This is a genomic window from Streptomyces sp. NPDC031479, from assembly GCF_055581065.1.
Genome location: NZ_JBVIKC010000005.1, coordinates 156,684 through 175,436, shown reverse-complemented (window position 1 = coordinate 175,436; position 18,753 = coordinate 156,684). Strand labels below are relative to the sequence as shown.

The window sequence follows — 18,753 nt, the reverse complement described above, 5'->3', positions numbered from 1 at the left end:
CCCCCCGCCCCCGTGCGCCCCCGCCGCGGCCCCCGCCGGGCCTCAGCCGGGCCTCAGTCGACGAGGAGCCGGTCGCGCAGCCGGTCCAGCGTGGCGGGCGCGAGGTCGAGTCCCTCGGCGAGGTAGGCCTCCACCCCGCCCCACTGGCCGTCGATGGTGTCGAACGCCGCGAGCAGGTACTCGGCGCGCGCTTCGAAGAGCGGGGCCAGCAGCTCCATGACCTCGGGGGAGCGGGCCTCGGGCGCGTCGCTGCCGCGCCGGACGCGGTAGCGGTTGTGCGGGGCGTTGGACTCCAGGTAGTCGGCCACGATCGCCTCGCGCCCGACGCCCAGGGCGAGCAGGGTGACGGCGATCGACAGTCCCGCGCGGTCCTTGCCCGCGGCGCAGTGCATCAGCGCCGGGACGCTGTCCTCGGCGAGCGCGTGCACCACCCGGCTGTGCTCGGCGGTGCGGGTGCGGATGATCGTCCGGTACGAGTCCCTCATGCGGGTGGCCGCCTTGCCGTCGCCCAGGACGGTGCGGAGCCGGGCGAGGTCCCCGTCGCGGACCATCTTCCAGAACTCCCGTCCGTCGGCCGGATCCGACAGCGGGATGTTCACGTTGCGCACGCCCGCCAGCTCGACGTCCGGGCCCTCCAGGGCCTGGTCGGCTCCGTTGCGGAAGTCGAAGACGGTGTGCAGTCCGAGCGATTCGAGGAATTCCGTATCGGTTTCGGTCGCATGTGCGAGATGTCCGCTTCGGAACAGTCGTCCCGGCCTGACCCTCCGTCCGTCGGCGGTCGACAGGCCGCCCACGTCACGGAAATTGCGCACCCCGGAGAGGGCGGGCTCCGGCTCCGGGCCGCTCGGCGGGGGCTGGGGTATCTGCTGGGTCACGTGCGTTCCTCCGCGTGTCCTGCGTGTCCGAATTGCTCTGGTTGGGAACAACTTGCCATACGTGGAGGCGAGATCGCGCCAGGCCCCGTGAGCCAGATCATACGGTGACCGTCCGTGCCTGATCGCGAAATCCGAATTCCCTTGCCAGGGCGGCTGTTGTCGCACGGGAATGGACGGAGGGTGACGGGAATTCCGTTGATCCTTCATGCCTGCTATTCCGTCAGGGAATTCACGGCTTGTTGTGCGCACTCCCGCTGGATTACCTTCGCGATCGATCCGGGTGGACCGCCTCATCCTGCCGCCGCCCGGGAACCGCACCCGACCATCGACGCGCGCGGCAGGAGCGGGGGAACCAGGTAAGTCGCCGTTCCGGATCACTTCCGGGCAGCTCGGGGTGAAGTCGTACGCGTGTTCCACGGGTGCGGCCGGACATCTCCAGTCCGAACCCGACAGCTCACCTCGCAGGCGCCGGAGAGGAATTCGCCATGCCCGCAAAGGGTAAGCACCGCCGTCCGAAGTCCCGTTCCATATCCCGCGGTCTCGCCGTGGCCGGCACCGGTGGCGCCGCCCTCGCGCTGCCGCTGACGGTCGCCGCCGGTGCCCACGCCGCCACCCCGGCCGCGACGCCCGCGCAGGTGCCCCAGGCCCTCCGGGCCCCCGTCTCCGCTCCGGCCTCCGCTCCGGTCTCCGCCCCCTCCGCCGCCCCGGCCGTCTACACCGTCGTGCCGGGCGACTACCTGTCGAAGATCGCCGCCGAGCGTCACCTCCAGGGCGGCTGGGAGCGGCTCTACGCGGACAACCGCGAGGCCGTCGGCGCGAACCCCTCCCTCATCCACCCGGGCCTCAAGCTGACCCTGGACGGCCACGCCGGGACCCCCGCGCCGAAGGCTCCTGAGGCCGCGGCCGAGGGATCCTCCAGCGGGACTCAGGCGGCCGACGAGGCCCCCTCCGCCGCCGGCGCGACCGGCGGGGACACCGCCGACGCGACCCCCGCACCGCGGTCCGGCACCTCGCGCGGACCGGCGGCCAAGACCCCCGCCCAGAGCCCGGCGCCTTCCGCGCCCGCGGCCGCGGCCGGTTCCGCGGCCCCCGCGAACGGCTCCGGTTTCGTCGCCCCGGTCGACGGCGGCACCTCCACGCCGTACCACCAGAGCGGCACCATGTGGTCCTCCGGCTACCACACCGGCGTCGACTTCGTCGCGAGCACCGGCACCACCGTCAGGGCGGTGGGCGCGGGCACCGTGGTTTCCGCAGGCTGGGGAGGTGCGTACGGCAACGAGGTGGTCATCCGCCACGCCGACGGCAAGTACTCCCAGTACGGCCACCTCTCCCAGCTGTCCGTCTCGGTGGGCCAGAGCGTCACCGCCGGACAGCGCATCGGCCTCTCCGGCGCCACCGGCAACGTGACCGGCCCGCACCTCCACTTCGAGATCCGCACCGGCCCGTCCTACGGCTCGGACATCGACCCGCTGGCCTACCTCCGCTCCAAGGGCGTGAACGTCTGACGGGAGCCGCGGCAGCGGCACGGACGCGCGTGGGGCCGGGACCTGAGGGGGGTCCCGGCCCCACGTGTACTTATTCCTTATCCCCCGCGTGGTATAGATCACGGTCCGTCAACCCCTCATTACGTTGGCGTAGGTTGGTGACGGGGGTGAAGGATGTCGTCCCGTGGCAGCGACGAAGACGACACTCAAGACCATCGGCTCGTACGCGGCGATCGGGGACAGCTTCACCGAAGGCGTGGGGGACCCGGGACCCGGGGATTCGTATCTCGGCTGGGCGGACCGGCTCGCCGTCCTGTTGGCCGATCAGCGCGACGAGCACGACTTCCGGTACGCGAACCTCGCGGTGCGGGGCAAGCTCCTCGACCAGATCGTGGCCGAACAGGTGCCCAGAGCCAAGGACCTCGCTCCGGACCTGGTCACCTTCTGCGCGGGTGGCAACGACATCATCCGGCCGGGCAGTGACCCGGACGACGTGGCGGAGCGGTTCGAGGCGGCGGTGGCCGACCTCACCGGGGCCGTCGGCCTCGTCATGATCACCACCGGCTTCGACACCCGGGGCGTCCCCGTCCTCAAGCACCTGCGGGGCAAGGTCGCGACGTACAGCGCGCACGTACGCGCCATCGCCGACCGCTACGACTGCCCGGTCCTCGACCTCTGGTCGCTGAAGTCGGTGCAGGACCGCCGGGCCTGGGACGGCGACCGGCTGCACCTCTCGCCCGAGGGCCACACCCGTGTCGCGCTCCGCGCCGCACAGGTCCTCGGCTACGAGATCCCCGCCGACCCGGACCAGCCGTGGCCGCCCACCCCGCCGCGCGGGTCGGTGGACGTCACCCGGGACAACATCCAGTGGGCGCGCGAGCACCTCGTGCCCTGGATCGGCCGCCGGCTGCGCGGGGAGTCCTCCGGCGACCACGTCGAGGCCAAGCGGCCGGACCTGCTGCCGCTCTAGGGCCGGTCGCCGCTTTGACCGACGGGGCCCGGCGGGCTCCCCCGCCGGGGAAGGGCCGCCCGGGGCGCCCGCCGGGAGACCGGCGCCGGAGGCCGGCACGGGAGACCGGCGCCGGAGGCCCGCGCGGGCGCCGGGGGGAGGCCGGCCGGGAGATCCGGCCGACACGCGGGCCGTACGCGGAATCCTCGGGGGCCGGTGCGCGTTGGGATGGTCGTAGTCGTACGACCGTCCCACCGTCCTGCACCTTTCCCAGGAGGCGCCTTGACCGGCTCCCTTCCCCTGCGTCCCCGGCTGCGCGCCCTGCGGCCCGAAGCCTTCGGCGCGGACCCCTCCGGCGCACGGCTGGAGCGGATCCTGCGCTCGCCGAACTTCGCCGACGGCGTCTTCCAGAACCCCGTGGGCGCACGGACCAGGCCCTCCGGGTCGATGGTCGAGTTCGCCAAGATCTACTTCCACAAGGAGCAGCGGGTACGGCGCAACCCGGGCGCCCCCGTCCCGGTGTACCCCACCACCCTCGCCGAGCTGGCGAAACCGCCGGTCAGCGGGCTGCGCCTGACCTGGATGGGGCATTCCAGCGTGCTCGCCGAGATCGACGGGCGCAGGGTGCTCTTCGACCCGGTCTGGGGCGAGCGCTGCTCCCCCTTCCCCTTCGCCGGACCCAAGCGGCTGCACCCGGTCCCCGTGCCGCTGGCCTCCCTCGGCGAGGTCGACGTCGTGGTGATCTCCCACGACCACTACGACCACCTCGACCTGCCCACCATCAAGGCACTGGCCGGCACGGACACCGTCTTCGCCGTCCCGCTCGGCGTCGGCGCGCACCTGGAGCGCTGGGGCGTGGCACCGGACCGGCTGCGCGAGCTCGACTGGAACGAGACGACCGAGGTCGCCGGGCTCTCCCTCACGGCCACCCCGGCCCGCCACTTCTGCGGTCGCGGGCTGCGCAACCAGCAGTTCACCCTCTGGGCCTCCTGGGTCGTGACGGGCGGGGAACACCGGATCTTCCACAGCGGGGACACCGGCTACTTCCCCGGTTTCGGGGAGATCGGCGCCGCGCACGGCCCCTTCGACGCGACGATGATCCAGATCGGCGCCTACTCCGAGTACTGGCCGGACATCCACATGACCCCCGCGGAGGGGATCCGGGCCCACCTCGACCTCCAGGGCGGACTCCCGCACGGGACGATGCTGCCGATCCACTGGGGCACCTTCAACCTGGCCCCGCACCCGTGGGACGAGCCCGGCGAGGGGACCGTCGCCGCCGCGGAGGCGGCCGGGGCGGCCGTCGCCCTGCCGATCCCGGGCCAGCCCTTCGAACCGGGTGCGGCCGACGCCCCGGACCAGGCCTGGTGGCGCCCCTTCGTGGCCGCGCCCCCGGCCCCGGTGACGGCCACCCCCGTACGGGCGCGGCCCGCGGAGGCCCCCGTCGCCCCGGCACCGGCCGGACAGGGCGAGCCGGAGGCCGTGGGGTCGTAACGGACGGTGGGGCCCGGGGGCCCGGTGGGACGCCCGTGCCCCCGGGTTCGTGGGGAGCGCGGGCCGGGCGGCGCACGCCCCCCGGCCGAGCCGGGGTACGCGCTCCCGGCGCATTCGGGCTCCCGTACGAGCGCTCCGTCGGGAGCGGGAAGCAGCCCGCCGAAGTTCCCCAACCGGGCGTCAGGGGCGGGAGCGTGCGGTCTAGCGTGGGTATCCGGTGATCAATACCGGGCCCGGGACCGCCGGTGGCCGGGCCCCACGTACCGAGGACGCCGATGTCCGGATTCCGCGCCGCCCGCCACGCCCCGTCGAGACACGCCGTCACCGGACCCGGCCGGCAGATACGCCCCCAGCTGCTGCGCGCCGCCGTACTGCCCACGCTCGCCGCCGGGCTCAGCGGCACCGCCGCGGTCATCTTCACCCTCCAGCTCGGCGGGGGCGCCGGGGAGCGCGACGCCCGGCTGTGGCCCGTTCTCACGGGCTGCGCCCTGCTCGTCGTCGGCGCCCTCGCCTGCGCCCTGCTCGGGGCGCAGCGGGCGGCCAAGGCCGTGGGCGACCGCTGCGAGGCCCTGCGCCGCTCCAGCGTGCGGGGCCGCCAGGAGCTGCGGACGGCCGCCGAGCGGCTGGAGCGGGGGGAGAGTCCGGGACGGCCCGTGCGCGGGGGGCCGAACGGTCCGCCGCCGGCCGCCGATCCGGCCGGGGTGGACGAGTTCTGGCTGCTCGCGCAGGAGCTGCGCGGCGCCCGCGAACAGGCGCACGCGACCCTGGTGCGGCTCGCCGTCCCGGCCGCCCCGAGCGACAGCGACCGCAAGGTGGAGGTCTTCGTCAACCTCGCGCGCCGGCTTCAGTCGCTCGTGCACCGCGAGATCTCCCTCCTCGACGAGCTGGAGGACACGGTCGAGGACCCCGACCTGCTCAGGGAGCTCTTCCACGTCGACCACCTCGCCACCCGGATCCGTCGGCACGCCGAGAACCTCGCCGTGCTCGGCGGGGCCGCCTCGCGGCGCCAGTGGACCCGGCCGATCGACCTGAGCGAGGTGCTGCGTTCCTCGGTGGCCGAGGTCGAGCAGTACACGCGGGTCAAGGTGGTGCCGCCGGCGGGCGGCACGGTGCGCGGACACGCCGTCGCCGACGTGGTGCACCTGCTGGCCGAACTCGTCGAGAACGCCACGGTGTTCTCCGCCCCCGACACCGACGTCGTGGTGCGGGCGGAGCGGGTCACCGCCGGGATCGCGGTCGAGGTCGAGGACCGCGGACTGGGCATGCCCGCCGGGGAGCAGCACCGCATGAACGCCCTGCTGGGGGACCCCGACCAGGTCAGCGTGCGGCACCTGCTGGCCGACGGGCGGATCGGGCTGTTCGTGGTCTCGGCGCTGGCCCGCCGCCACGGCATCGCCGTCGAGCTGAAGTCCAACATCTACGGCGGGGTGCTCGCCGTACTGGTGCTGCCCCAGGGGCTGCTGGGCGCGGACGCGCCGAGCGGTGCCGACGCGCTGGACGGGTCGAGGGCCACCTCCTGGGGGACCGGCGAGGGCGGCGCGGTGCCTCCGCTGGAACCCGTACGCGTGCGCGTGCCGGGCTCCCGGCAGGAGCGGGGGCCCGAGCCGGAGCGGGATCCCGAGCCGGAGCGGGGGCCCGGCGGGTGGTGGGCGCAGGCGACGCCCTCCGTGCCGGAGCACCCCGCGGGCGGGCCGGTGCCCGCTTCCGTACCGCCGCCCCCCGGCGCGGCCGTCACCCCCGACGCGCCCGCCCCGGCCGGAGCGGCGGAGCCCGCGCCGGTACCCGTACCCGTACGGCTGTCGCCCGCGGTGCCGTCGGAGGCCGGGAACGCGGTCGTACCGGCCCCGGCCGTGTCGCCCGCACCGGCACCCCGGCCGCAGCCGGCCGCCCCCGCCCCCGCCGAGGCGGAGCGGCCGGCGCTGCCCCGGCGCCGTGCCCAGCACCACCTCGCGCCCCAGCTGCGCGGGACCCCCGTCCCGCGCCGGGCACCCGAAACCGAGCAACCCGTGCACGACCCCGGCCTGATGGCGGCCTTCCAGCGCGGCTTCGGCCTCGCCCAGTCGGAGCAGCAGGCATGAACCGGGCCCCCGGCCCGGACCCTCACCCCAGCAAGGAGCACACCCCCATGGCCGGAGAAGCGGCGACGAAGACAGGCAGCCTCGCGGACCTCGACTGGCTGCTCGGCGGCCTGGTCCAACGCGTGCCGTACACGCGCAGCGCGGTCCTGCTCACCGCGGACGGGCTCGTCACCTGCGTACACGGACTGGACCCGGACAGCGCCGACCACATGGCCGCCCTGGCCTCCGGGCTGTACTCGCTGGGGCGCAGCGCCGGATCCCGGTTCGGGGACGGGGCCGAGGTCCGGCAGGTGGTGGTCGAGCTGGACACGGCACTGGTGTTCGTCTCGGCGGCCGGGTCCGGGACCTGCCTGGCGGTGCTCGCGGACCGGGAGGCGGACGCGGGCGTCCTCGGCTACGAGATGGCGATGCTGGTCAAGAGCGTCCGCCCGTACCTGGCGGCCCCGCCGCGCCGGCCCGCGCACGCCGTCGACGCGGAGCGATGAGGGTCTGGGCACGGGGGGAACGGGGATCCGGTGCGGCGCGCGACACGCCGTGGCTGGACGATTCGGCGGGCCGGGTGATGCGCCCGTACACCGCCAGCGGCGGGCGCACCCGGGCGGCCGTCCACCTCGACCTGCTGTCGATGGTGACCGCGACCGGGGTCCGTCCGCGCGTTCCGCTCGGCGCCGAGCACACCCTCGCGCTGCGGATCTGCGCGGGCGCGGCCGGGGTGACCGTCGCCGAGGTGGCCGGGCAGCTGCGGCTCCCGGCGGTGGTGGTGAAGGTGCTGCTGTCCGATCTGACGCAGCACGGGGCCGTCTCGGTGCGGGCGCCCCGGTTCCCCGGCGGGGATTCCTTCGCCGACGACGACCAGACCCTGCTCCGGGCGGTGCTCGATGGCCTACGCCGGCGACTGTGACGCCCCCGCCCCGCCCGCGACCCTGAAGATCCTGGTCGCGGGCGGGTTCGGGGCGGGGAAGACCACCTTCGTGGGCGCGGTCAGCGAGATCGAGCCGCTGTGCACGGAGGAGGTGCTGAGCGGGGTGGGCGAGGGCAGCGACCCGCTCGACGGGGTGGAGGCGAAGGCGACGACGACGGTCGCGCTGGACTTCGGCCGGCTCACCCTCGACGACCGGCACGTCCTGTACCTGTTCGGCACGCCGGGGCAGCAGCGCTTCTGGTTCCTGTGGGAGGAGCTGTGCGCGGGCGCCCTGGGGGCCGTGGTGCTGGCCGACACCCGCCGGCTCGACGACTGCTTCCCCGCCGTGGACTTCTTCGAGCGGCGGGGGATCGCCTTCGTCGTCGCCGTCAACGAGTTCGACGACGCCCACCGCTACACCGCCGAGGAGGTCCGCGAGGCGGTCGGACTCGGCCCCCGGGTTCCCGTCGTCCGGTGCGACGCGCGACTGAGGGGTTCCGGTACGGGGACCCTCGCGGCCCTCGTCCACCATCTGCTGTCCACAGCGAAGCAAGCCCACTCGGATCCGGGGGAACCGCCATGACCTACTACGAATCGACCGGCCACCTGCTCCTCACCCCGGTGGACCGGGAGGCACCCGCACGCGCCGTCCGGCTGCGCGAACTGGGCCTGGGGGAGCGGGTGGACGCGGAACTCGACGCCTTCGCGGCGCGGGTCGCCCGGACCCTGCGGACCCCGTACGCCGGTGTCAACTTCGTCGGGGAGGAACGGCAGTTCTTCGCAGGGCTGCACCACCGCCCGGACGCCGCGCAGGCCGGATACCCGGCGCGGGTGCTGCCCCGGGACCACGGCTACTGCCCGCACGTGGTGGTGCGGCGCCGCGCATTGGTGCTCCAGGACGTACGGGACTTCGCGCGCTTCGCGGGCAACGCGGTCGTGGACGAGAGCGGGGTGCGCTCGTACGCGGGGGCTCCCCTCACCGACCGGCGCGGCGTCGTCCTGGGCACGGTGTGTGCGGTGGACGTGGTGCCGCGGCGCTGGGGGACGGAGGGCCTGACGACGGTCAAGGCGCTCGCCGCCGACCTGGTGGAGCTGATCCACGCGCGGGAGGACCGGGGCCGCTGACGGCGCCGGGCCGGGCGGGGGTGCGTGACGGCCCCCCGCCCGGGGCCGTTCCGGGGCGGTCAGCCCAGGAAGCCGCTGATCCGCTGCCGCAGCGAGGCCGCGTCCAGGCCGTGGGCGGCGGTGTGCTCCTCCATCGTGCCGTAGCGGCGCAGCTCGGCCCGGCCCACCCCGAGCGGCAGGATCCGGTGCGGTACGTCCATCAGGGCCTGCCCGGCGGCCGCCGCGGAGGTTCCGGCCAGGTAGGGCTCGACCAGGACCACCTCCGGCGCGGCCCGGCCCGCGGCGGCGCGCAGGGCCGCGTCGTCGAAGGGGCGCACGGTGGCCGCGTAGAGCACGGTGACGTCGAGGCCCTCGGTGGCGGCGAGGACCTCGTCGAGCAGCGGGCCGACGGCGAGGACCACACCCGCGCTCCCCGTCCGTACGGTCTGGAAGCGCAGGTCGCCGACGGGGCGCGGGGCGGAGTTCGACTGCGCGGTGAGCCGGACGTACACCTTGTCGTCCCCGGCGGCGTAGGCGTGGCGCAGCAGCTCCTCCGCCTCGTCGGGGTGGCCGGGCGTGTGGACCGTCCAGCCGTCCAGGGTGTCCAGCAGCGCCACGTCACCCGGCGCCATGTGGGTGAACCCGCCGGCCGGCCAGTCGTAGCTGGCGGCCGCGCTGACCAGGACCCCGCCCGTGCCCTGGTGCCCGAAGTCCAGCTTGACCTGCTCGAAGGGCCGCTCGACCAGGAAGCTGGCGAAGGTGTGGAGCACGGGCCGCAGCCCCGTGAGGGCCAGGCCGCCGCCCACGCCGACGAGCAGCTGCTCGCGGATCCCGACGTTGATCACCCGGTCCGGGTGGCGCTGCTGGGCGGGCCGGAACCCGTCCATGGTGATCTCCGCGAGCACGACCGCCAGCCGGTGGTCCTCGTCGAGCAGCTTCGACGTGACCGACACGAACCGGTCCCGCATGGTGTCCATGACCTGCCCCCTCAGAACTTCTTCTCGACACGGGCGACGACGGCGTGCGGCCGGCCCGGATGCGGCGCGGTGCAGGCGACGTGCAGCGCCTCGTGGTCGCGCCCGTCCACGGTGACCGCCGACCAGCCGGCCGCCTCGAAGCGGGAGGCGATCCCGCCGCGCCAGCCGTGGGTCGCGGAGTCGTTGTCGATCACCAGGGTGTGCAGCCGCTCCAGTCCGGCCGGGCCGGCGTAGGCGATGGCCTCGTGGTTGCTGCCCTCGTCGAGCTCCGCGTCCCCGATCAGCACCCACACGGCCGGGTCGTCCAGCCCCTGGGCGCGCAGCCCGAGCGCGGTGCCGACCGCGAGCGGCAGCCCGTGCCCGAGCGAGCCGCTGCCGATCTCCACGCCGGGGACGAGGGTGCGGTCGGGGTGGTGGCCGAGGGGGGAGTCGTAGGAACCGAATCCGGCCAGCCACTCGACGGGGAAGAACCCCTTCGCGGCGAGCACGGCGTAGTAGGCCATGGGCCCGTGCCCCTTGGAGAGCAGGAACCGGTCCCTCTCGGCGGCCCCGGCACTCCCGGGCCCGACGCGCAACACCCGGTCGTAGAGCACCCACAGCGCGTCGAGCGTGGAGGTGGCGGCGGGCCCGTGCTTCTCCGCCCCTGTCATGAGCGCGATGAGCCGGCCCAGATCCTCATGGCGGAACCCGGTGTCCGCGATTGCCTGTGTCATGCAACCACCCTGCTCCCTCAAGCGGACTTGAGGTCAAGCCGCCGTCGCCGGATCCGTCACATCCGGCCGTCCGGGGAAACCCGCGCGCGACCACCCCCGGAAGTGCGGTATTGTTCTCGTGCTGGTCCGGCCAGGGGAAACCCCAGGTCAGCGGCCATCGGGACGTGGCGCAGCTTGGTAGCGCACTTGACTGGGGGTCAAGGGGTCGCAGGTTCAAATCCTGTCGTCCCGACTCGGAAGAGTCGTAGATCGAGGGGCCGTTTCAGAGAGATCTGAAACGGCCCCTCGATCGTTTCCGGGACCGGGTCCGCCGGCGGGGCCGGCGCCGTGTCCCCCACACGGGAAAACGCGTGGACCCGGCGGGCTCGCTCGCGGGACACTGCGGTTCCTGGCCCGCACCCGGCGAGGTGACGGCGTCTCGCCCCACGAGGACGCAGGGTTGTGATGGGAACGGCTGAATCGTCCGAAGGTCCGACCGGCAGGGGTCCGGTACTCCTCGCACTCCGCTACTACGGCCGCGAACTGGTCCGGCTGCGCCGGCTGGCGGGGCCGGCGATGCTGCTCCCGGCGCTGGGCAACATCGGCATCAACTACCTCGCGCCGCTGGTCGTCGCCAAGCTCGTCGGCCGCATCGCCTCGGGCGCCGGAGCGGGGGTCGGCCCGGCGCTGCCCTACGTGCTCGGCTTCGCCGGCGTCCTGTTGCTCTCCGAGGGGCTGTGGCGCCTCGGGCTGCACTTCCTGAACCGCGTCGACGCCCTCGGGATCGAGCGCCTGTACGTGATCGGCATGGACGAGCTGTTCGCCAAGGACGCCGCGTTCTTCCACGACAACTTCGCCGGATCGCTGACCAAGCGGGTCCTGAGCTTCGCGTCCCGCTTCGAGGAGTTCGTCGACACGCTGACGTTCTCGGTCCTGGGCAGCCTCGTGCCGCTGCTGTTCGGCTCGGTGGTGCTGTGGCAGTACGAACCGCTGCTCGTGGTCGGGCTGTTGTCGCTCATCGTCGTGACGGCGGTGTGCGTGCTGCCCCTGATCCGGCGCCGCCAGGCACTGGTCGACCAGCGCGAGGAGGCGATCGCCCACGTGTCGGGCCACGTCGCCGACAGCCTGATGAACATGGACACGGTCCGGGCCTTCGCCGCCGAGGAACGCGAGGCCGCCGAGCACCGCTCGCGCGTGGCGCGTTCGCACCGGCTCATGCTGCGGTCGTGGGACTACGGCAACCTGCGCATCGACACGCTCGTCGCGCCGATGTCCGTACTGACCAACGCGCTCGGCCTGCTGCTCGCCGTCGCGCTGGGCGGCGGGACGCACGGCGTGGAGGCGGTGGTCGTCGCCTTCACCTACTTCGCCAACGCCACCCGGATCATGTTCGAGTTCAACCAGATCTACCGCCGCCTGGAGAGCTCGATGACGGAGGCCGCGCAGTTCACCGCACTGCTGCTGACCCCGCCCGCCGTGGTCGACCCGGCCGCGCCGGAGCCGCTGCGCTCCCGGTCCGGCGACGTCCGGTTCGAGGGGGTGACCTTCGCCCACGGGGGCGGGGAGCCGCTCTTCGAACACCTCGACCTGGACGTGCCCGGCGGGACGAAGCTCGGCCTCGTCGGCCGGTCCGGCGGAGGCAAGACCACCCTGACCCGGCTGCTGCTGCGGATGACCGACATCGACGCCGGCCGGATCACGATCGGGGGCCAGGACATCAGCCGGCTGCGCCAGGCCGACCTGCGCGGCCTGATCGCCTACGTACCGCAGGACCCGGCGATGTTCCACCGCACGCTGCGCGACAACATCGCCTTCGCCCGGCCCGGCGCCACCGACGCCGAAGTCCGGCGCGCGGCCGAGGCGGCGCACGTCACGGAGTTCGCCGACGCCCTCCCGGACGGCTTCGCCACCATGGTCGGCGAGCGCGGCATCAAACTGTCCGGCGGGCAGCGCCAGCGGGTCGCCCTCGCGCGGGCGATCCTGCGCGACGCGCCGATCCTGCTGCTCGACGAGGCGACCAGCGCCCTGGACTCCGAGAGCGAGCTCCTCGTCCAGGAGGCGCTGTGGCGGCTCATGGAGGGACGGACGGCACTCGTGGTGGCGCACCGGCTGAGCACCGTGGCCGGCATGGACCGGCTCGTGGTCCTGGACCGGGGACGGATCGTCGAACAGGGCACGCACCAGGAGCTGCTGGACGCGGAGGGCGCGTACGCGAAGCTGTGGCAGCACCAGTCGGGCGGTTTCCTCGACGAGGTTCCGGCCCGCTCGGACTCGCTCTGAATCAGCGTTCCTGGAGGTAGGCGGCGATCATGGCCAGGTCGTTGGCGATGGACAGCACGCCCGCGGGGTCGGTCGTCGGGGTGGAGGCGCCGTTGACGCCCGCGTAGAAGGTGTCGTAGCGGCCGTCGCCCTTGTCCAGGTATCCCGCGATCGTGATCGCCCCGACGGCCAGGCGGTCGTTGAGGGCGTCCGGGCCGACGGCCGCCCCGGTCTTCGCGAAGACCTTGCCGCGGGCCGGGCAGTCGCGGCAGTTGTCCGCCAGCAGCCCGTCGACGCCCAGGACGGGCAGGGCCTCCCGGAACCGTTCGGCCTCCGGCGTGCGCTGCCAGTACGTCAGCATCTGCACCAGCGCCCGCGGAGTGGCGCGGTCCGCGGGGTTGCCGCCCCGGCCGTCCAGCAGCTCCGCCTGCTCGCGGTCGACCCCCGCCCGGTCCAGGAAGCCGGCCAGCACCGGGAAGCCGTTCATGCACTGCCGGCTTCCGGTGGTGACGGCCAGCAGGCACATGCCGAGGTTGGCGCCCAGGTTGTGGCTGACCTTGAGGATGAGCGTGGCGTACTGGACGAACGGCGGGGAGGTGTACGCGGCCACGCGCGGCCGCCCCCGGTAGTCCCGCGGCAGCCGGCCGACCGGGTCGGGGCCCGTCGGGGGCGCGGTGACGCTCACCCCGGCCCGCGCCAGTGCCTCGATCAGGGCGGTGCGGCCGAAGGCCGCCGGATCGGTCACCGGGGCCGTGCGCAGCAGCGGCTGCGCGTCCGCCGCGATCGTGCCGGAGAGCCGGATCCGGGTGCCGCCGCCGGTGGTCGTCACCGTCACGGCGGCCGGGCGGCCCGCCGCCACGGTCGTGACCGTCGAGGTGACCTCGTAGGGGGCGACCTTGGGCCGCCAGTCCAGGCGGGCGGCGGCGCCGGGACGGTCCCCGGGCGTGGTGAGCAGGTCGATCAGGTTGTCGTTGATGATCAGCGGGGTCGGGGTGGGATCGAGGACCGGCTCCGGGAGGAAGAGGCGGTCGTCGACGATCACGTCGCCGTCGACGCGGGTGATTCCGGCGCCGCGCACCTGGCGGGCGATCAGGTCGATGCCGGCGAGGGGGTTCTCCGGGGTGAGCGAGGCGCCCGGGAAGTCGTTGGCGTAGGTGTGGTCGAGGTCGGTGTAGGCGACCGTACCGTCGGGGGCGGTCCGGCCGCCCATCGTGAGGTCGCCCTGCGCGACCAGGTCCAGGTCGCCGGTCAGCGTGCCGCCGCGGCGCTCGCCGACCGCGTAGAGCGGGGTCACGAAGCGGTGGTCGGCGCCCAGCGTCCGCCAGGTTCCGGAGACCCCGAACAGCTTGGCCGTCGACCCGGGGATGAAGAACGTCTCCGGCGACATGCTGTGCACCACCCGGCCGCCGGCGGGGTCGGTCTCCAGGAGGCCCCACTGGGCGTGGCGGTACTCCGGCTTGTGCATGATCGCCGTGATCCGGGGGTCCAGCCCGCCGCCCGAGTCGTCGTCGGACGGCGCTGACGGCGCGGACGGCGCGGACGGCGCGGAGGCCGCGGTGCCCGATCCGGCGGCCGGGCCCGCGGCCAGGGCCACGAACAGCAGGGCCGCGCAACCGGCGGCGACGCGGCGCCTGAGGGATCCGGCCTTCGCTCCTCGCACCACAGCGCGCCCCCGTTCCTCGCGACGGTCGCCTGCCCCGGGTCTGTGACCAGCGTGGCACGTCCCCGCACGGGCCGCACATCACCCGTACGCCGGCGCGTCCGAGGGGACCGGGCCATGCCCGCGGACCCCCGCGGCGCGGCGCGCGGGCGCGGCGGCGCGGGGGTGCGGGGGTGGGATCAGCCCTTGCCGAGGAGGGTGTTCATGCGGGTGATCTCGGCGCTCTGGGAGCTGATGATGGCGGCGGCCATGTCCTTCGCCGGCCCGTACGCACCCGCGGACTGCTCGGTGCGGGCCATGGCCACGGCGCCTTCGTGGTGCTTGACCATCATCCGGAGGAAGGCCCCGTCGAATTCCTTGCCGGAGGCCTTGGTGAGTTCGTCCATCTCGCCGCCCGTCATCATCCCGGACATGGCGTGCCCGCCGTGACCGGCGTCGGCGGCGGGGACCTGCTGCCCCCAGGCCGTCAGCCAGCCCGACAGCGTCTTGATCTCCGGGTCCTGCGCCTTCCTGATCTCCTCGGCGAGGGCCTTGACCTCGGGTGATCCGGCGCGGGTCGCGGCCAGGCCGGCCATCTCGACCGCCTGCCGGTGGTGGGGGACCATCCCCTGGGCGAAGGCCGTGTCGGCGGCGTTGTTCCCGCCCTGGCCGGGCGAGGCGGAGGACGGCGCGGAGGGCGTGGCGGACGCCGGGGAGCCGGCGGCGTGGCCGTCGTGCGTGGGGGCGCCCGCGGAGGAGTCCTTCGCGGAGTCGGTGCCGCAGGCGGCGAGGACGAGGGCGGCGGTCGCCGCCGCGGCCACGGCGGCGGTGCGGCGGACGAGGGAACGCTGGATGGTCATGGTGATGCTGCTCCTGTGCTGGGGTCTGAGGAATGGCTCGGCGGCACGGGTGCCGGAGCCGTCTCATATGCGCAGGAGCTGCAGTTCGCTGAGGGAGGGAGGGGCGCGCCCCTCGACCGCGGACCCGGGCGCGGTCACGTGCGCGGCCGCCGCCCAGGCCGGGAGGGTCCCGGGGGCGGGCGCCGGGGCGGGCAGGACCGGGGCTCCGGCGGTACCGGGCGCCGCGCAGGTCGGGTCGGCGTGCAGGCCGTGCCCGTCGGCGCCGCCCTCGTCGGGGCAGGCGCAGGGACCGGCCGGGACGTGGTCCTCGGCCGCCCGGTGGGCGGCCGGTGCAGGGGCGGGCGTGGTGTGCCCGGAGGCCGGCGTCGGCGGCCCGGGGCCCAGGCCGTGCATGGCGAAGATCCCGGTGAGCAGGGCGAACAGCAGGCACAGGCGCGCGGGCAGCCCGTGCCGCCCGTCCCGTCGCCCCGCCCGCGTGCTCATGCCCGCATCGTAGGGGACCGGGCGGGATACTCCAAAGGGGTAGGGGGTATGTGGGCCCGGGTCGCGTCGGGTGTCAGGCCGGCGTGGCGCGGACGAGGACCAGGGAGCCCTCGTAGGCGGGGAGGCGGCGCAGGTGGCCGTGCCGCTCGTCCCAGGTCCCGGAGTCCAGGTCGCGGCGCAGGGATTCGGTGAACCGCCGGCGCACCCCGTCGTCGACGAAGCTCCACGCCGAACAGGCCTGGCGGGCGGCCGGGTCGAGGAGCATTTCGGGGCGGCCGTAGTACGCCTCGTTGAAGCCGTCGGTGCAGTCCAGCGGAATCGGAACGGATTCCACGGTTCCGGTGCCGCCGAGGGCGCCGGCCATGTCCTCGATCGGCGGGTGGCGGCGCGCCTCGGTGTCCAGTACCTCGGGCGCGTAGGAGTACAGCCAGAAATCGCGCACCAGCTTCGGATCGCAGGTCAGGATGACCACCGGGCCGCGCGCCACGCGCCGCATCTCGCGCAGGCCGGCCCGCACGTCGGTCCACTGGTGCACGCTGAAGAGGGTCATCGCGCCTTCGAACTCCCCGTCCGCGAACGGCAGGTCCTCCGCCACCGCGTCGACCGCCCGGGACAGTCCGGCCGGGCGCTGGGCGCGCATCGCGCGGGAGGGCTCGACGGCGGTGACCGCGCGGGCGGCCCCCTCGTACGATCCGGCGCCGGCGCCGACATTGATCACCGTACGGGCGCCCCCCAGGGCATCGGCGATGCGCCGCGCGATCCGGGGGTCCGGGCGCCGGTGGGCCGGGTAACCGCTGCCGATGCGGCCGTAGTCGACGTCTCCGGCGCTGCCGTCCGCCCGGCGCTGGTTCATGGGGTCCACCTCGCTCGGTGCAGGAGTCGGAGGAGCGGCACGTCGCCGGTCCGCCCTGCCTGTCCATATCGTGCATCTGCGATGTCAAATTCGGCAATGGCCTGGCAACTGCTTGGCTGAATAGTCGAATGAGGTCGTATTTGGTTGGGCGATGTTCCGGCTCAGGGTGATGTGGCGTGGCCCTTCGGCTCCTTCGGCTGCCTGGGCTCCTTCGGCTGCTTCGGCCCCTTCGGTCCGATCGGGCGCCCCTCGTGGAGTTCGAGCGGGCCCGCGCCCCGGGCCTTGGCCTTCAGGCAGGCCTTGATCTGACGGCGCAGCAGCGGCTTGACCAGGCCGCGCAGTTCGTCGCGGCGCGCCGTGCGCCACCGCAGCAGCTCGGACGGCTGCAGGCGGATCCGGGCGAGGGAGTCCGGGTCGAGGACCCCGCCGTCGTAGAGGAAGCGGATCCGCGCCGGGAAGCCTGGCCGGTGGGACCAGTTGACGGCGAGGAGGCGGCCCGGACCCAGTTCCAGGCCGATCTCCTCGCGGACCTCGCGCGCGGCCGCGGCCCGGGGGGTCTCGCCGAGGTCGCTGTCCACACCGCCCCCGGGCAGCAGCCAGCGGCCCGGTTCGCCGTAGCCGGGCTGCACCAGCAGGACCGCTCCGGCCCGATCCGTGAACAGCACGTTGGCGGCGGTGACGGCCTTGGGCCGCGCCGCGCGGTGGCCGGCCTCGTCGTAGCCGCCCGCGTGTTCCAGGGCGGCGCGGGCGGCCGGGTCGAGGCCGGCCGGGGAACCGGGCTGGGGGACGCCGCCGACCAGGTGGGCCAGGGAACCCGAGCGCAGCGCGGCCACGGCGGCGCGCAGCCGGGGGGCGATCCGGTCGGGGAGCCGCTCGGCCGCCTCCTCCGGGGTGAGCCAGTGGGCCTCCGTGATCTCCCCGTCGGCGAAGGAGATCCCCGCGATCCGGGCCGGGTCGAGCGGTCCGACCAGGTGGACGTGGACCACGAGCGAGCGGCCCGGGGCGCCGGGCGGGCAGGAGTCCACCGCGAGCAGCCGGCCGACCGGGACGGACAGGTCGAGCTCCTCCCTCAGTTCGCGGGCGAGCCCCTCCTCCGGGGTCTCGGTGTCCTCCACCGTGCCGCCGGGCAGTTCCAGGCCGTCCTTGTAGGACGTGGTCAGGACCAGGACCCGGCCGTGGAGGTCCAGCACGATCCCGGTCGCGGCGACGAGGGGGCCCGCCAGGCCGGCGTAGTACGCGCGCACCGATGCGGAGGGAGGGGACGGGGCGGGAGGCGAGGATGGGGACGGCGCGGCGGGGTTCGAGGACGGGCGGTCGGGCACGGCGGCGGCTCCTGGAGGCGGCGGCGGGCCGGGTGCGGGCAGCACCCGGCCGTCAGGCGTCAGTACCACGGCCGCCGGGCCGGCCGGGCGGCTCCGCCCCCGGTCAGGCCCGTGCCAGCAGCATGCCGCCCATCGTCACCATGGTGGCGGCCACCAGGCCGTCCAGCACCCGCCAGGCCCCCGGCCGGGCGAGCAGACCGCTCAGCAGCCGGGCGCCGTAGCCGAGCGCGCCGAACCAGATCAGGCTGGCGAGCGCGGCCCCGATGCCGAAGGCCCAGCGCAGGTCGCCCCGGTCCGCGGCCAGCGACCCGACCAGCAGGACGGTGTCCAGGTACACGTGCGGGTTGAGCCAGGTCATCGCCAGGCAGGTCAGCACCGCCGTACGCGCGGAGCCGGCGGCGGGGCCCCCGGCGCTGAGGGTCGCGCCCGCGGCGGGGCGCAGCACCCGGCGCGCCGCGAGGATCCCGTAGCAGACGAGGAAGGTGCCCCCGGCGATCGCGACGGCGGTCAGGGCGGCCGGCCAGGCGGTGACGAACGCGCCGACCCCGGCCACGCCGAGGGTGATGAGCAGCGCGTCGGAGACGGCGCAGATGGCGACCACGGCGAGCACGGCGTGCCGGCGCGCCCCCTGACGCAGGACGAACGCGTTCTGGGCGCCGATGGCGACGATGAGGGAGAGGCCGGTGCCGAAACCGGCCAGGGCTGCTGTGGTGATGCCGTTGTTCATGGAACCGACCGTAGGCACGGCGTGGGGCCGCGTACAGCTAAAGATTTTTACGTACC

Annotated in this window: 18 protein-coding genes, 1 tRNA gene and 1 riboswitch; of the genes, 10 read left to right on the top strand and 9 right to left on the bottom strand. The window is 74.5% G+C overall.

What is annotated here, in order from left to right; translation table 11 throughout:
- Nucleotides 1–53 precede the first annotated feature (53 nt).
- Entirely contained in the window at nt 54–875 is an 822-nt protein-coding gene (locus ACZ5D2_RS08595) for a tyrosine-protein phosphatase (protein WP_468928202.1), read from the bottom strand.
- 316 nt (nt 876–1,191) lie between these two features.
- A riboswitch (cyclic di-AMP (ydaO/yuaA leader) is annotated at nt 1,192–1,358 on the top strand.
- A 2-nt stretch (nt 1,359–1,360) separates the two neighbouring features.
- On the opposite strand from ACZ5D2_RS08595, the gene ACZ5D2_RS08590 reads away from it, so the two are divergent.
- From ACZ5D2_RS08590 to ACZ5D2_RS08555, 8 genes are all read left to right on the top strand, one after another.
- Complete coding sequence (locus ACZ5D2_RS08590) at nt 1,361–2,380, top strand: M23 family metallopeptidase (RefSeq protein WP_468928200.1); 1,020 nt, start codon at nt 1,361–1,363, stop codon at nt 2,378–2,380.
- Nucleotides 2,381–2,543: 163 nt separating this feature from the next.
- A complete protein-coding gene (locus ACZ5D2_RS08585) occupies nt 2,544–3,329 on the top strand; it encodes an SGNH/GDSL hydrolase family protein (protein ID WP_371675707.1) in 786 nt (261 codons plus the stop codon).
- A 261-nt stretch (nt 3,330–3,590) separates the two neighbouring features.
- A complete protein-coding gene (locus tag ACZ5D2_RS08580) occupies nt 3,591–4,802 on the top strand; it encodes an MBL fold metallo-hydrolase (protein ID WP_371675706.1) in 1,212 nt (403 codons plus the stop codon).
- A 275-nt stretch (nt 4,803–5,077) separates the two neighbouring features.
- Nucleotides 5,078–6,880: a sensor histidine kinase gene (locus ACZ5D2_RS08575; protein WP_468928197.1), complete on the top strand. Its 1,803-nt coding sequence runs from the start codon at nt 5,078–5,080 to the stop codon at nt 6,878–6,880.
- A gap of 47 nt (nt 6,881–6,927) precedes the next feature.
- A complete protein-coding gene (locus ACZ5D2_RS08570; RefSeq protein WP_371675704.1) occupies nt 6,928–7,365 on the top strand; it encodes a roadblock/LC7 domain-containing protein in 438 nt (145 codons plus the stop codon).
- Entirely contained in the window at nt 7,362–7,781 is a 420-nt protein-coding gene (locus ACZ5D2_RS08565) for a DUF742 domain-containing protein (RefSeq protein ID WP_468928194.1), read from the top strand. Before ACZ5D2_RS08570 ends, ACZ5D2_RS08565 begins: the two co-directional genes overlap by 4 nt.
- A complete protein-coding gene (locus ACZ5D2_RS08560) occupies nt 7,759–8,364 on the top strand; it encodes a GTP-binding protein (protein ID WP_266843863.1) in 606 nt (201 codons plus the stop codon). The genes ACZ5D2_RS08565 and ACZ5D2_RS08560 overlap by 23 nt, the downstream gene beginning before the upstream one ends.
- Entirely contained in the window at nt 8,361–8,906 is a 546-nt protein-coding gene (locus ACZ5D2_RS08555; protein WP_468928192.1) for a GAF domain-containing protein, read from the top strand. Before ACZ5D2_RS08560 ends, ACZ5D2_RS08555 begins: the two co-directional genes overlap by 4 nt.
- A 59-nt stretch (nt 8,907–8,965) precedes the next feature.
- On the opposite strand, the gene ACZ5D2_RS08550 is transcribed toward ACZ5D2_RS08555, so the two are convergent.
- Nucleotides 8,966–9,862: a transketolase family protein gene (locus ACZ5D2_RS08550; protein ID WP_371675701.1), complete on the bottom strand. Its 897-nt coding sequence runs from the start codon at nt 9,860–9,862 to the stop codon at nt 8,966–8,968.
- 11 nt (nt 9,863–9,873) lie between these two features.
- Nucleotides 9,874–10,575 carry a transketolase gene (locus tag ACZ5D2_RS08545; RefSeq protein ID WP_371675700.1) on the bottom strand — a complete coding sequence of 234 codons (702 nt, stop codon included), beginning with the start codon at nt 10,573–10,575 and terminating at the stop codon, nt 9,874–9,876.
- 158 nt (nt 10,576–10,733) lie between these two features.
- Here ACZ5D2_RS08545 and ACZ5D2_RS08540 point away from each other — a divergent pair.
- A tRNA-Pro gene (locus ACZ5D2_RS08540) sits at nt 10,734–10,807 on the top strand.
- A gap of 212 nt (nt 10,808–11,019) precedes the next feature.
- Nucleotides 11,020–12,834: an ABC transporter ATP-binding protein gene (locus ACZ5D2_RS08535; protein WP_468928189.1), complete on the top strand. Its 1,815-nt coding sequence runs from the start codon at nt 11,020–11,022 to the stop codon at nt 12,832–12,834.
- A 1-nt stretch (nt 12,835) separates the two neighbouring features.
- Here ACZ5D2_RS08535 and dacB read toward each other — a convergent pair whose 3' ends face one another.
- The 6 genes from dacB to ACZ5D2_RS08505 form a co-directional block, all read right to left on the bottom strand.
- Nucleotides 12,836–14,476 carry a D-alanyl-D-alanine carboxypeptidase/D-alanyl-D-alanine endopeptidase gene (gene dacB / locus ACZ5D2_RS08530; RefSeq protein WP_468928187.1) on the bottom strand — a complete coding sequence of 547 codons (1,641 nt, stop codon included), beginning with the start codon at nt 14,474–14,476 and terminating at the stop codon, nt 12,836–12,838.
- Nucleotides 14,477–14,652: 176 nt separating this feature from the next.
- A complete protein-coding gene (locus ACZ5D2_RS08525) occupies nt 14,653–15,312 on the bottom strand; it encodes a DUF305 domain-containing protein (protein ID WP_371675697.1) in 660 nt (219 codons plus the stop codon).
- A gap of 63 nt (nt 15,313–15,375) precedes the next feature.
- On the bottom strand, nt 15,376–15,795 hold the full coding sequence (locus ACZ5D2_RS08520; protein WP_468928184.1) for a DUF6153 family protein: 420 nt from the start codon (nt 15,793–15,795) through the stop codon (nt 15,376–15,378).
- 73 nt (nt 15,796–15,868) lie between these two features.
- Nucleotides 15,869–16,648, bottom strand: coding sequence for a class I SAM-dependent methyltransferase (locus tag ACZ5D2_RS08515; protein WP_468928182.1), 780 nt, complete (start codon nt 16,646–16,648; stop codon nt 15,869–15,871).
- Between the two features lie 161 nt (nt 16,649–16,809).
- Nucleotides 16,810–17,892, bottom strand: coding sequence for an NUDIX domain-containing protein (locus ACZ5D2_RS08510; RefSeq protein ID WP_468928179.1), 1,083 nt, complete (start codon nt 17,890–17,892; stop codon nt 16,810–16,812).
- Between the two features lie 181 nt (nt 17,893–18,073).
- Nucleotides 18,074–18,697: a LysE/ArgO family amino acid transporter gene (locus ACZ5D2_RS08505; protein ID WP_468928176.1), complete on the bottom strand. Its 624-nt coding sequence runs from the start codon at nt 18,695–18,697 to the stop codon at nt 18,074–18,076.
- Between the last annotated feature and the right edge of the window lie 56 nt (nt 18,698–18,753).